This is a genomic window from uncultured Methanobrevibacter sp. (assembly GCF_934746965.1).
Classification (GTDB): Archaea; Methanobacteriota; Methanobacteria; order Methanobacteriales; family Methanobacteriaceae; genus Methanocatella.
On record NZ_CAKVFS010000006.1, the window covers coordinates 78,146 to 90,757 of the forward strand.

Below are 12,612 nucleotides of genomic sequence, written 5' to 3' on the forward strand. Positions count from 1 at the left end.
TTATGAAAGAAACTAAAGAATTTTTAGAACAATTGGGAATTAAACAACCTTTCACAGATTTCGAATCATTTAAACGTTTTAATGATGGTGGACAATATCGTTTTGAAGTTCCAGGAATTCAATCTCCAAAGATAATGGAAACATTACTTAAAGAAGCTTCTAAAAATGATATAACTATTCATCGTATTACTCAAACTAAAGGAATAATGTTGTTAACTGATGAAGAAATTTTGGAAATGGTTGATTTAGCTAAAAAATATGAATGTGAACTTTTTTTATCTGTTGGTCCAAGAGCTACTTATGATACTAGTGCTACAGTTCACACTAAAGAAGGAAGCAGAATTGGTTACAGATTAAGAGGTTATGATAATTTAGTTTATGCTATTGAAGATGTTAAAAGAGCAGTTAATTTAGGAGTTCGTGGAATATTATTGTATGATGAAGGTTTATTGTGGGTTTTAAATCAAATGAGAAAAGCAGATGAACTTCCGAAATCATTACACTTTAAAATGTCTGCACATACTGGTCATGGAAATCCTGCATCTGCAAAACTACTTGAAGAAAATGGGTTAAATTCATTTAATCCAGTTAGAGACTTGCAAATACCTATGATTGCAGCTATTAGAAAAGCAATTTACATGCCTTTAGATTTACATACTGAAAATCCAAAATCTACTGGTGGATTTATTAGACATTATGAAGTTCCAAATATTATTAAAGTAGCTTCTCCAGTATATTTAAAAACAGGAGGTTCAGTAGCAGCATCTCATAATTGGAATACTTCTGAAAAAGAAGCTATTGCTCGTATAAAACAGGTCAAATTAGTTAAAAGAATGATTGATCGATATTATTGTGATGCAATAGCTTCACCTAAAGGCTCTAAAGATTTATCTATTCCTGAGTGATTGTATGGACATAATAGATGATGTTTCAAATACAATAATTAAAGCCAGTACAAATTTATCTAAAGATAAACATGATGCTTTAAAAAAAGCTATTTCTATTGAAGATAATGAAAATGCATTATGGGCTTTAAATCAAATTCTGGAAAATTATAATGTAGCTACTAAAACTAAATTTCCTTTATGTGATGATACTGGAATTCCTCATGTAATAATTGAAATTGGTGAAAAAAGAGAAATTACTGGTGAATTAATAGCTCAAATTAATGAAGGGATAGAAAAAGGTTTAAATAAGTTACCTGCTCGTCCTATGGCAGTTAAAGGTAATGATATTGAAAGAATTGAACAGTCTAGTGGATTGTATGATGCTCCGGGTAAAATGAAACCACCTTCTTTTTTAATAGATTCATTTGAGGATGATTCAACATATAAACAAAATATTGATTCTGACACATTGAATATTCATTTTATTTTAGAAGGTGGAGGTCCAGAAATAAGGGCAAAGACATATAGGGTATATCATAAGAGATCTTCTAAAAATGTAATTAATACTGCTGTTAAATGGTTGGGTGATTCACTTAAAATGTTGGGATGTACACCATCAATTCCAGTTATTGGGATTGGACGTACGCATTATGAAGCATCATCATTATTGTTAAAATCACTTGTTTATGGTAATTTAAATTCTCAAAGTGATTTGGAACAATATGTAACTCAGGAATTAAATAAAACAAATATCGGTCCTTTAGGTTTTGGTGGAAAAACAACTGTTTTAGGTTCATTTGTCAATGTGGGTAATCAAAGGGCAAGTGGAGTTAGGATTGTTTCAGTTAGACCTTCTTGTTTTGTAGAACCTAGAGTTGCAACATTAAATTTATAATATATTATAATTATAGTTAAATTATTAAATTAAGGAAATTAAAACAATGTCAGATAATAATTTTAAAATTAATGAGCATTTGTTAAGAACAGCTATTTCTAATGTAGAGCCTAATAAACTTGTTACTAGAGGATATAATCAAAGAGATTTGATTGAAAAAATTAGATATAGTGACATGGTTTTTCTTCTTTTAAAAGGGAGATTGCCTTCAATAAAAGAAGGAAAATTATTTAATCATGTTTTAGTTTCTTTTTGTGATCATGGGGTTACTCCACCAAGTACTCAAACTGCAAGATTAGTTACTTCTTCAGGATCTCCATTAAATGTTGCTGTAGCAGGAGCATTATTATCTTTTGGACATAAACATGCAGGAGCTATTGAAAAAACCATGGAATTATATCAATCTAAAATTAACTCTTTAATGTTAACTGGTGATGTGGATATTGACAATAAACAGATAGCTAGTTTAGCTATTGATATTTACAATGAATATGTTGGGAAAAATACTAAAATTCCTGGTTTTGGTCATAGATATCATGATATTGATCCAAGGGCAGATAAATTAATGGATATTGTTATAAAAGAAGGTTGTGTTGGTCCTCATGTTAAATTAGCATTAGCTATTGAAGATTTGCTTTATCAAAAGAAACATATTCATTTAAATGTTGATGGGGCAAATGCAGCAATACTATCTGATTTAGGTTTTGACCCATCATTAGGTTTAGGTGTTTTTATTATAGGTCGTGTTCCTGGAATTATTGCACATATTCATGAGGAAAATCTTGATGAGGATGAATTTAGACGTTTTTGTGACATTGAAGATATTATTTATGAAGGGCATGGAAAGTGAGAATATGGAATTTAAAGATGTAATTGATAAAAGATATAGTGTAAGAGGATATTTAGATAAAGAAGTTGAACAAGAAAAACTTGAATATGTATTAAATGCAGCTACTATTGCACCTACTGGAAAAAATTTACAACCGTTCAAAGTATTTGTAATTGATACTAAAAAGAATAAAGAAGCATTATCTGAAATTTATGGGGCTGGATGGTTTGTAGAGGCACCTTATGTTTTATGTGTTGTTGCTAATGTTAAAGAATCTTGGACAAGACCATGGGATGGAAAAAATATAGCTGATATTGATGCAACAATTGTGATGGATCATATTATTTTAGCAGCTACAGATGTGGGTCTTGGAACTTGTTATATTGGGGCATTTAAGGAGGATAAGGCTAGAATCTTCTTAAATTTAAGTGATGATGAAATACCTGTTTTATTTACTCCATTAGGTTATGCAAATGCAGAACCTAGAGAAACTCCAAGAAAGAAACTTGATGAATTTGTAGAATATATTTAGATTTAAATGAAATTATTTATATTAAAAGCAGAAAATTCTAAAGACATGGATAAAATTTCTGAAGAATTATATCAAAATAAATTTAAATTAGTCCAACAGGAAAAACATTATATTTTAATGAAAAGGAAAAGATATGGGAATTATGCTGCACATATGTTTTTCTTATTTTTCGGATTGTTTGTATTCATGCCTTTACTTATAGCTAATGTTGTCTATTTTGCATATAGTTTACTTTGGACAAGTCCTAATGTTTTAATAACTACTGAAACTGCTGCTGAATCTGGAGAATCTTTGGAATTTGATACAATGGAAGATTTATTGGAAAAAGCTAATGCTATGTTTTAAATTATTTAATAATTTTTTCTACAGTATAATCTTCTATTTTTCTTATTATTATTGGTTCATAAGTGGATATAGGATTATATTCTGATTCTTCACCTATTTTTGCTTCGATTAGTACTTGATTAGCAGTAGGTTCTGATAAAAATATAAGTAAATCAGATATGAATTGATTATATTCTTCTTGAAGGGTTAAATCATTAAATTTAAGTTGGGGTATTTCATTAGTCCAGATATCCTCTCCAAGACTAAATTTTTTATCATTAATTTTTCTATTTTTGGTTTCAGCATCTAAAATTAATGTAAAATGTTTGTTGTTTATAGTCCATACACTTCTATCCATTTTTCATCATCTCTTATCTAAAGTATTTATTATTAAATATATAAATACCATAAAGTTTAAAATGAATAATCATGATTAAAGTTAAAAATATTAAATTATTAGGAATTTTATTAGCTATTTTGTTAATATTTTTGGGGATTCGTTCTTTGTTTACTCAGGAAATAACTAATGATAATATTGCTAGTGCAATTATTCTGGTTTTAATTGGAATTGCTTATATTATTATTGTAGCTAAACCTGAATGGGCTAAAGCAGTTTTCTTTTTTGAAGGTATTATTATTGGAGTAAGTGGATATTCATTACTTGCAATTCCATATAATTATTTGCTTGGTATTGTTGGCCTTATAATTGTTGCAATAGCTATTTTGGCATATTTACAAAAGTTACCTATGTCTATTTTAAAATATTTTTATAGGTAAATTTTCTTTTTTTCATTGGATTATATGGTAATTGTTTAAGGTATATATTAATTGCTTTAAAAATTTTGAACAATTTATATATTCCTTGTGTTTTTCTTGTTTATTATTTTTATGTATCTTTATTCATTTATTTTTTCCTTAAAATCAAAAATTAGGTGTTGCTAAAGACAAATAGTAAAACATATATATGTTTCTGAATAAAGATTAATATACCATGGTGATTAATTATGGCAGAGATATCAGAAGCTATCGCAATGATAAAAAACGCTGAATCTGATGCTGAACAACTTATTCTTGATTCAGAATCCAAATCTGTGGACATGGTTAATGAATCAAAAATAAATGCTGAAAATATTATAAATGAGGCAAAAAAAGTAGCAGAAGAGGAAGCTAAAAATACTGTTTTTGATGCAGAAGACAAAGCTAAAAAAGAAGCACAATCTATTGCTAAAGATGGGGAAGCTAATGTAGCTTCATTAAAGAATAAAGCTATGGCAAATGTAGATGATGCTGCTTCTATTATTGTCAAAAATGTTTTATAGTGTGAGATTAATGTTCAAGACAGCTAGAATGCGTAAAATTAGAATTGTTACTCTTGATGAGTATATATCCCCTACTGTTAGTGCTCTCCACGAACAGGGATTAATACAAATAAGAGATATTTCTGATAGTGTTCAGCAAGATCCTGAATTAGCGGAGTTAGTAACTCCTTCAAAAGCATCTGCTTTTACTGGTAAAATATCTTCACTTTTGATGAAAACAAGTGCTATTTCTGAACTATTAGGAAATTCTTTATCCGAAGGCCATGGGATTAAAGACACATTAAAGTCTTTTATTAGTCCAGAAATGCCGATTCAAAAAGAAGTTGAAGATTTAGATACTGAAGCTTTATTAAATAAAGCTGAAGATATATTAGCTCAGGTTGAAAGTGAGACAAAAGTTATTGAAGGTAAATTTTCCGCACTCGACTCTGAAACAAGTGTGCTAACTTCTAATAAAAGTTTAGCTAATCGTTTATATAATTTAAATATGGACTTGGCTCTTTTAAGAGATTCTAAGTACACTTCTATAACTGTTGGTAGGATTAATGCTGAGTCTGCTTCAGAAATTGAAAGTAACTTAAGTAAATTGACTGATGAATTAGATGTTTTTATAGTCCCTAATGATGATAAAACAACTGCAAATATTGTCGTAGTGACTTTAAAAGAATTCGGCGAAGATGTTTATGCAACACTTCGTAAATTTGACTTTGAGAGAATTGAGGTTAATAAAGTTGAGGGAACTCCACAACAAATTATTTCCGGCGCTGATTCCAGATTAGCAACAATTGAATCAGAACGTAATTCAGCTAAAACAGATTTAAGAGCTATTGCTGAAAAGTGGGATGATGATATTTTATCTCTTAAAGAAGAATTAGAAAATGAAAAAGAAAAAAATGAAATACTTGCTGCTTTTGTTCAAACAAAGGATACTTACATGTTAGAAGCATGGGTACCTGTAAAAGATACTGATAAAGTTGAACAATTAGTAGAAGAAAGTTCTAATGGACACTGTGCCTTTGAATTAGTTGAAGTCGAAGGTACAGATGATGAGGATGTACCTATTTTACAAACTAACAAAGGTTATGTAAAACCTTATGAATATCTTGTAGATATGTATTCTCCAGTAAGATACAATGCTATAGACCCAACATTCTTTGTAGCAGTCATGTTCCCATTCTTATTTGGGTACTGTTTAACTGATGCATTTTATGGGGCTATTGTAGCTATAATAGGAGTAATTTTAGTACGTGGTATGGGTAAAATTAAAGAATCTATGAAATCATTTGGATATATTTTCATAGCTTGTGGTTTATGGTCTGTACTGTTAGGTTTAGTTACTAATGGTCTTTTAGGGGATTTCCCAGAAAGAATCTTAAGATTCCGTTTACCTACTGTTATACCTGCTATTGAATCTTTTGTACACCCAGATACTATTTTAATAATAGCTATTATTATTGGTATTATTTACACTAATATTGCTTTTGTTATTGGTGCTATCAATAACTTCAGATATGGTGAAGTAAAAAAAGCTATTGGATCTCAACTCTGTTGGTTTGTTTTAGAAGCTGGTATTATCTTTTTAGCACTTGGATTAATGATGCCTGCAATTGGTACTATTGGAATGGTTATTGGTGCTATTTTAATAGTTGTATGTCTCGTTATGTTAATATATGCTAATGGTTTTTATGGAGTTATGGATGTTTTCGGATTCATGGGAGATATCTTATCTTATGCTCGTCTTTTAGCATTATGTTTAGCTACAGGTGGTATTGCTATGACTGTAAATATTTTAACTAATTTATGTAATGATATGATTCCAGTTATTGGTATTGTTCTTGCAATTGTCATATTTATATTTGGTCATATTGCAAACTTCTTGTTCCAAATTTTAGGTGCATTTATTAACTCTTTACGTCTTCATTATGTAGAGTTCTTTTCACAGTTCTTTATGGAAGGTAAAAATAAGTTCAAAGCTTTTAAAGCAAGCAGAACATTTACAAAAATTAAAAATTAAAATTTTTTATTTAAATATATTAAAATTAATTATTATTCAAAAGGTGAATTAAATATGGTGGAAATTGCTTTAGGTACTGCTTTAGCAGCTATTGGTGCTGGAGTAGCAATTGGTTTCGCTGGATTAGGTTCCGGTTTAGGGCAAGGAATGGCAGCAGCTGGATCTGTTGGTGCAGTTGCAGAAGACAATGACATGTTTGCTAGAGGTATTATCTTCTCTGCATTACCAGAGACTCAGGCTATTTATGGTTTCTTAATTGCAATCTTATTATTAGTATTCTCTGGTTTATTAGGTGGAGGCGAAGGTTTATCTGTTGAAGCAGGTGTTGTAGCTATTGGTGTAGGTGCATCTATTGGTTTCGCAGGTTTAGGTTCCGGTATGGGACAAGGTATCGCAGCATCCTCATCTGTAGGAGCTATTGTAGAAGACAATGACATGTTTGCTAGAGGTATTATCTTCTCTGCATTACCAGAGACTCAGGCTATTTATGGTTTCTTGATTGCGATCTTACTCATGGTATTCGGTGGAATATTAGGTTAGGAGGCAATCTAAATGAGCTCAGGCACAGATAAAATTGTTGAAAGCATTAAGTCTGAAGCCCAGGAGAAAGCTGATAAAATTATTCAAGAAGCTGAAGCAAAAGTAGCAGTTATCAATAGTGATGCTGAAAAAGCTGCTGAAGCAGAAAAGAATAAAATTTTAGATAATGGTAAAAAACAATCTGATATGAAATATCAGCAAATTATTTCCGAAGCAAAGATGAATGCTCGTAGAGCTGAATTAGGAGCTAAAGAAGAAGTAATTGAAGCAGCTTTTGCTAAAGCTACTGAAGACTTAAAAGCTAAAGCTTCTAATGATGATAATGAATATTCAGAATCTTTAATTGACATGGTTAAAGAAGCTGTTGAGGAACTTGGCGGTGGAGATTTAATTGTTCAAGTTAAAGAATCTGATATTGCGAAAGTTGAAGGTCAATTAAAAAGTTTATCTGCAGATCTTTCAACTAAACTTGGTGTAAGCACAACTTTAGTAATGGGAGAACCTATTAATGCTATTGGTGGAGCTATACTCAAAACTAAAAATGGTGACATTGAAGTAAATAACACTATCGAATCTAGATTAGATAGATTTAAAGGATTATTACGTAGTGAAGTTGCTAATGTTTTATTTAAAAATTAGGAGGATAAATTATGGCTGATGAAATTGCAACACTTATTAGTTCAGCTGGACTTACAAATGAAACTTTTTTGGTTTTATGTGTAATTGCTGTTATCGTTATAGGTGCAATAGTCGTAATCATTACATCTAGACCAATATTGGATATTTATCCGTATCTTACTCCTAGTGCAAGCGTACGTGCAAGAAAAGGAAGATTATTTGATGAAAAACAATTATCTGAAATTGTTGAAACAAACAATGTTCATGAATTTGAAAATTATCTTAAAGGTGTTCCTGATTATGCTGACGTATTAGAAGAATATCCTATGGATAAAGCATTAGATATTCAATGTGCAGATACTTATGAATTTGTAGCAAGAATTGCTCCTAAGGAAATTAAAAGTTCTTTTGTTATAATGTCTAAAAAAACTGATATTAATAATATTAAAAGTCTTTTAACTGCTAAGGAAGTCGGTCTTACTGCTGAAGAAACTGAAGAATTATTAATTCCACGTGGAGTTTTATATGAAGATTTACGTTCTTTAGTTGATGCAGATAATGTTTCTGACATAGTTACAAGTTTAGATGGCACTGAATATGCTACTGTATTAGAAGATGCTCTTCCAAAATACGAAGAAACAGGTATGATTCTTGCATTAGAATCTGCTTTAGATAAATATTATTTAGAAAGTTTATTACGTTCTTCCAATGTTCCTGCTGATGAAAATAAACAAATTTTATTCTCATATGTTGGAACTCAAGTAGATATAGCTAATCTTAAATTAATTATAAGGGCAAAAAAAGATGGTTTATCTTTTGATGATATTGCTTCTTATATATTAGAAGATGGTTACCAATTACGTGAATGGAAACTTAAAGATTTAATGGAATCTCCTGATGTTACAAATGTAATATCTGGTTTAGAAGGCACTAAATATTCTGATGTATTAACTGATGCTATGGCAAAATACAATGAAACTGGTTCAGTTGCAGTATTTGAAAAAGCTTTAGACATTTATTTATCAAAAAGTGCAAAATCTTTATCTATGAAAAAACCATTAGGTATTGGTCCAATTATTGGTTATGTAAGTCAAAAAGAAACTGAAATTAAAAATTTAAAAATTATTGCAAGAGCAAAAAGAGAAGCTGGATTCCCTAACTCTAAAATTATGGAGATGTTAATATGAGTTCTGTAGCAGTTATTGGAGATATTGATATTGTATCAGGTTTTAGACTTGGTGGAGTTAAAAGAGCAGAAATAGCTAATTCTGCTGAAGAAGCTGAAACAGCTTTTGACAAACTTTTAGATGAAGAAATTTCAATTATAATTATTACCCAAGTATTAGCTAATGAAATTAGAGATCATATTAATAGGAAAATTGGTTCTAGTGTATTACCAATGATAATTGAGATACCTGATAAAGACGGGTCCTCAGAAGGATCTTCTGATCAAATGGCAGATCTCATCAAAAGAGTTATTGGGGTAGAGATGGTTAAATGATTATCGAAGGAAAAATTATTAAAATTGCTGGGCCTGTTATTATCGCGGATGGTATGAGAGGAGCTCAGATGTTTGAAATGGTTAGAGTAGGTGAACAAAAGCTCATTGGGGAAATTATTGAGCTTGAAGGCGACACTGCTACCATTCAAGTATATGAAGAAACAGCTGGTATTCAGCCAGGTGAAGTAGTTGAAAGTACTGGAGGTCCATTATCTGTAGAACTTGGTCCTGGTGTAATGGGTTCCATTTTTGATGGTATCCAAAGACCTTTAGAACTCATCAGAGAAGAATCTGGTGATTTCATTGCTAGGGGAGTAGATGCAGAATCTATCAGTAAAGAGAAAAAATGGACATTTAAACCAGTAGCTAAAGTTGGAGATAAAGTTAAAGGTGGAGATGTTCTTGGTGAAGTACAAGAAACTTCTGCAGTTTTACAAAAAATATTAGTTCCTCCAATGATTGAAGGAGAATTAACAAGCATTGCTTCTGAAGGAGAATATACTGTATTAGAAGATATTGCTGAAGTTGCAACTGGTAAAGGTGATGAAAAAATCCAAATGCTCCAAAAATGGCCTGTAAGAAAAGGACGTCCATATTTGGATAAATTAGATCCTGATATACCTCTTGTAACTGGTCAAAGAGCACAAGATACTTTCTTCTCTGTAGCTAAAGGTGGAGCAGCTGCTATTCCCGGTCCTTTTGGATCTGGTAAAACTGTTACTCAACAACAATTAGCTAAATGGGCAGATGCAGATATTGTTATCTATATTGGATGTGGAGAACGTGGTAACGAAATGACTGAAGTACTTACTGAATTCCCATACCTTGATGACCCTAAAACTGGAAACCCATTAATGGATAGGACAGTTCTTATTGCAAATACTTCTAACATGCCAGTAGCAGCTCGTGAAGCATGTGTATATACTGGTATTACTATTGCAGAATACTATCGTGACCAAGGTTATGATGTAGCACTTATGGCTGATTCAACTTCAAGATGGGCTGAAGCTATGAGGGAGATTTCTGGAAGACTTGAAGAAATGCCTGGGGAAGAAGGTTATCCTGCATACTTAGCATCTAGGCTTGCTCAATTCTATGAAAGAGCTGGAAGGGTAAATACTATTGGTACTACTTCTGATGTAGCTTCTATTACTGTTGTTGGTGCTGTATCACCTCCTGGTGGAGATTTATCTGAACCTGTTACTCAAAACACTTTACGTATCTGTAAAGTATTTTGGGCTTTAGATGCATCTCTTGCAGATAAACGTCACTTCCCTTCAATTGACTGGTTACAAAGTTATTCTTTATATGTAGACAGTATTGAAGGTTGGTGGGCTGATAATGTAGCTGCTGATTGGAGAGAAACTCGTGATCAAGCTATGATTTTATTACAAAAAGAAGCAGAGCTTCAAGAAATTGTACAATTAGTTGGTCCAGATGCATTACCAGAAGCTGATCAAGCTACTTTAGAAACTACTCGTATGTTAAGAGAAGATTTCTTACAACAAAATGCATTTGATGATATTGATACATATTGTCCACCTGAAAAACAGTACAATATGTTAAAAACTATTTTATTATTCCATAAAGAATCTCTTGCAGCTGTTAGCAGGGGAGTTCCTATTCAAAACATTGTAGCATTACCTGTTAAAGAAGAAATTGGTAAAATGAAATATATTCCACAAGATGAATTTGCAGCTAAATGTGAAGAAATTCAAGCAGCTATTACTAAACAATGCAGTGAGGCTTAAATATGAATACAAATATTAAAACAAGAGAATATACTACAATCTCCGAAGTCTCAGGTCCTTTAATGGTTGTTGAAGGTGTTGAAGGCGTAGGTTACAATGAAATTGTAGATATTGAAACACCTAATGGTGAAAAAAGAAGTGGACAAGTTCTTGAAGTAACTGATGATGTTGCAGTTATTCAAGTGTTCGAAGGAACAACTGACTTAAACACTAAAGATACTAAAGCTAGATTCACTGGTCAAACTGCTAAAATCGGTGTATCTAGGGATATGATGGGTCGTATGTTCAATGGTATTGGTAAACCTATTGACGGAGGACCAGAAATAATTCCTGATGAAGAATTAGATATTAATGGAAGTCCAATGAACCCAGCTTCTCGTGAATTCCCTGAAGAGTTTATTCAAACTGGTATCTCTACCATTGATGGTATGAACACTTTAGTAAGAGGTCAAAAACTTCCTATTTTCTCAGGATCTGGTTTACCTCACAATGAATTAGCAGCTCAAATTGCAAGACAAGCTAAAGTACTTGGGGACGATGCTGAATTTGCAGTAATATTTGCTGCTATGGGTATTACTCACGAAGAAGCAAACTTCTTTATGAGAGATTTCGAACGTACTGGAGCTCTTGAAAAAGTAACTGTATTCATGAACTTAGCTGATGATCCAGCTATTGAAAGAATCTTAACTCCTAAAATGGCTTTAACTACTGCTGAATATTTTGCATTTACTTTAGGTATGCAAGTATTAGTAATTTTAACTGATATGACTAACTATTGTGAAGCATTAAGGGAAATTTCTGCAGCTAGGGATGAAGTACCTGGAAGAAGAGGTTATCCTGGATACATGTATACTGATTTAGCTAACATATATGAAAGAGCAGGACGTATTGATGGTAAAGAAGGTTCTATTACTCAAATGCCTATTTTAGTAATGCCTCAAGATGATATTACTCACCCAATTCCAGATTTAACTGGTTATATTACTGAAGGGCAAATTGTATTAAGTAGGGAACTCAGTAGGAAAGGTATTTATCCTCCTGTAGATGTACTTCCTTCACTTTCTCGTTTAATGAGTGGTGGTATTGGTGGAGACAAAACTCGTGATGATCACAGTGGTGTATCTGACCAACTTTATTCTGCATATGCAAGTGGTCGTGAATTAAGAGACTTAGTTGCTGTTGTAGGGGAAGAAGCTCTTACTGAAAGGGATCAAAAATTCTTAGAATTCGCTGAAGAATTTGAAAACAGGTTTATTACTCAAAGTAAAGATGAAGACAGATCTATTATTGAAACTTTAGATCTTGGTTGGGACTTACTTAAAATCTTACCTAAATCTGAACTTAAACGTGTTAAAGAAGAATTCATTGAACAATACCTTCCAAAAGAATAAGCTCATTCATA

The 12,612-nt window shown here is 31.7% G+C and carries 15 protein-coding genes; 14 read left to right on the forward strand and 1 reads right to left on the reverse strand.

Annotated features, from left to right (window positions below; genetic code table 11):
- Positions 1-2 precede the first annotated feature (2 nt).
- The 5 genes from Q0984_RS06150 to Q0984_RS06170 are packed head-to-tail and all read left to right on the forward strand — an operon-like array spanning position 3 to position 3,488.
- A complete protein-coding gene (locus Q0984_RS06150) occupies positions 3-905 on the forward strand; it encodes a peptidase (protein ID WP_299525155.1) in 903 nt (300 codons plus the stop codon).
- A gap of 4 nt (positions 906-909) precedes the next feature.
- Positions 910-1,782, forward strand: coding sequence for a fumarate hydratase (locus Q0984_RS06155; protein WP_299525158.1), 873 nt, complete (start codon positions 910-912; stop codon positions 1,780-1,782).
- 46 nt (positions 1,783-1,828) lie between these two features.
- The gene (locus Q0984_RS06160) at positions 1,829-2,632 is read left to right on the forward strand and encodes a citryl-CoA lyase (protein ID WP_299525161.1); all 804 of its coding nucleotides are present in this window, start codon (positions 1,829-1,831) and stop codon (positions 2,630-2,632) included.
- Positions 2,633-2,636: 4 nt separating this feature from the next.
- A complete protein-coding gene (locus Q0984_RS06165) occupies positions 2,637-3,143 on the forward strand; it encodes a nitroreductase family protein (RefSeq protein WP_299525406.1) in 507 nt (168 codons plus the stop codon).
- A gap of 6 nt (positions 3,144-3,149) precedes the next feature.
- Complete coding sequence (locus tag Q0984_RS06170) at positions 3,150-3,488, forward strand: hypothetical protein (RefSeq protein WP_299525164.1); 339 nt, start codon at positions 3,150-3,152, stop codon at positions 3,486-3,488.
- 1 nt (position 3,489) lies between these two features.
- Here the strand turns inward: Q0984_RS06170 and Q0984_RS06175 are convergent, their stop codons facing one another.
- Positions 3,490-3,825: a hypothetical protein gene (locus Q0984_RS06175; protein WP_299525167.1), complete on the reverse strand. Its 336-nt coding sequence runs from the start codon at positions 3,823-3,825 to the stop codon at positions 3,490-3,492.
- Between the two features lie 71 nt (positions 3,826-3,896).
- Here Q0984_RS06175 and Q0984_RS06180 point away from each other — a divergent pair, with 71 nt between their 5' ends.
- The 9 genes from Q0984_RS06180 (at position 3,897) to Q0984_RS06220 (ending at position 12,601) form a co-directional block, all read left to right on the forward strand.
- Positions 3,897-4,244: a hypothetical protein gene (locus tag Q0984_RS06180; RefSeq protein ID WP_299525170.1), complete on the forward strand. Its 348-nt coding sequence runs from the start codon at positions 3,897-3,899 to the stop codon at positions 4,242-4,244.
- 227 nt (positions 4,245-4,471) lie between these two features.
- Positions 4,472-4,786: a V-type ATP synthase subunit H gene (locus Q0984_RS06185; RefSeq protein ID WP_299525173.1), complete on the forward strand. Its 315-nt coding sequence runs from the start codon at positions 4,472-4,474 to the stop codon at positions 4,784-4,786.
- Positions 4,787-4,796: 10 nt separating this feature from the next.
- Positions 4,797-6,800: a V-type ATP synthase subunit I gene (locus Q0984_RS06190; RefSeq protein WP_299525176.1), complete on the forward strand. Its 2,004-nt coding sequence runs from the start codon at positions 4,797-4,799 to the stop codon at positions 6,798-6,800.
- 54 nt (positions 6,801-6,854) lie between these two features.
- Positions 6,855-7,340 (forward strand): V-type ATP synthase subunit K, encoded by a 486-nt coding sequence (locus Q0984_RS06195; protein ID WP_299525179.1) that lies wholly within the window; start codon positions 6,855-6,857, stop codon positions 7,338-7,340.
- Between the two features lie 12 nt (positions 7,341-7,352).
- Positions 7,353-7,979, forward strand: a complete 627-nt coding sequence (locus Q0984_RS06200; protein WP_299525182.1) for a V-type proton ATPase subunit E — start codon at positions 7,353-7,355, stop codon at positions 7,977-7,979.
- 11 nt (positions 7,980-7,990) lie between these two features.
- Positions 7,991-9,145, forward strand: a complete 1,155-nt coding sequence (locus Q0984_RS06205; protein ID WP_299525185.1) for a V-type ATP synthase subunit C — start codon at positions 7,991-7,993, stop codon at positions 9,143-9,145.
- The gene (locus tag Q0984_RS06210; protein ID WP_299525188.1) at positions 9,142-9,459 is read left to right on the forward strand and encodes a V-type ATP synthase subunit F; all 318 of its coding nucleotides are present in this window, start codon (positions 9,142-9,144) and stop codon (positions 9,457-9,459) included. Before Q0984_RS06205 ends, Q0984_RS06210 begins: the two co-directional genes overlap by 4 nt.
- Positions 9,456-11,210: an ATP synthase subunit A gene (locus Q0984_RS06215; protein ID WP_299525190.1), complete on the forward strand. Its 1,755-nt coding sequence runs from the start codon at positions 9,456-9,458 to the stop codon at positions 11,208-11,210. The genes Q0984_RS06210 and Q0984_RS06215 overlap by 4 nt, the downstream gene beginning before the upstream one ends.
- A 2-nt stretch (positions 11,211-11,212) precedes the next feature.
- Positions 11,213-12,601, forward strand: coding sequence for a V-type ATP synthase subunit B (locus Q0984_RS06220; RefSeq protein ID WP_299525193.1), 1,389 nt, complete (start codon positions 11,213-11,215; stop codon positions 12,599-12,601).
- Positions 12,602-12,612: the final 11 nt, after the last annotated feature.

Coding starts and splice junctions, on each gene's coding strand:
- Q0984_RS06150 (WP_299525155.1), top strand. CDS start 3: ATGAAAGAAACTAAAGAATTTTTAGAACAATTGGGAATTAAACAACCT.
- Q0984_RS06155 (WP_299525158.1), top strand. CDS start 910: ATGGACATAATAGATGATGTTTCAAATACAATAATTAAAGCCAGTACA.
- Q0984_RS06160 (WP_299525161.1), top strand. CDS start 1,829: ATGTCAGATAATAATTTTAAAATTAATGAGCATTTGTTAAGAACAGCT.
- Q0984_RS06165 (WP_299525406.1), top strand. CDS start 2,637: ATGGAATTTAAAGATGTAATTGATAAAAGATATAGTGTAAGAGGATAT.
- Q0984_RS06170 (WP_299525164.1), top strand. CDS start 3,150: ATGAAATTATTTATATTAAAAGCAGAAAATTCTAAAGACATGGATAAA.
- Q0984_RS06175 (WP_299525167.1), bottom strand. CDS start 3,825: ATGGATAGAAGTGTATGGACTATAAACAACAAACATTTTACATTAATT.
- Q0984_RS06180 (WP_299525170.1), top strand. CDS start 3,897: ATGATTAAAGTTAAAAATATTAAATTATTAGGAATTTTATTAGCTATT.
- Q0984_RS06185 (WP_299525173.1), top strand. CDS start 4,472: ATGGCAGAGATATCAGAAGCTATCGCAATGATAAAAAACGCTGAATCT.
- Q0984_RS06190 (WP_299525176.1), top strand. CDS start 4,797: ATGTTCAAGACAGCTAGAATGCGTAAAATTAGAATTGTTACTCTTGAT.
- Q0984_RS06195 (WP_299525179.1), top strand. CDS start 6,855: ATGGTGGAAATTGCTTTAGGTACTGCTTTAGCAGCTATTGGTGCTGGA.
- Q0984_RS06200 (WP_299525182.1), top strand. CDS start 7,353: ATGAGCTCAGGCACAGATAAAATTGTTGAAAGCATTAAGTCTGAAGCC.
- Q0984_RS06205 (WP_299525185.1), top strand. CDS start 7,991: ATGGCTGATGAAATTGCAACACTTATTAGTTCAGCTGGACTTACAAAT.
- Q0984_RS06210 (WP_299525188.1), top strand. CDS start 9,142: ATGAGTTCTGTAGCAGTTATTGGAGATATTGATATTGTATCAGGTTTT.
- Q0984_RS06215 (WP_299525190.1), top strand. CDS start 9,456: ATGATTATCGAAGGAAAAATTATTAAAATTGCTGGGCCTGTTATTATC.
- Q0984_RS06220 (WP_299525193.1), top strand. CDS start 11,213: ATGAATACAAATATTAAAACAAGAGAATATACTACAATCTCCGAAGTC.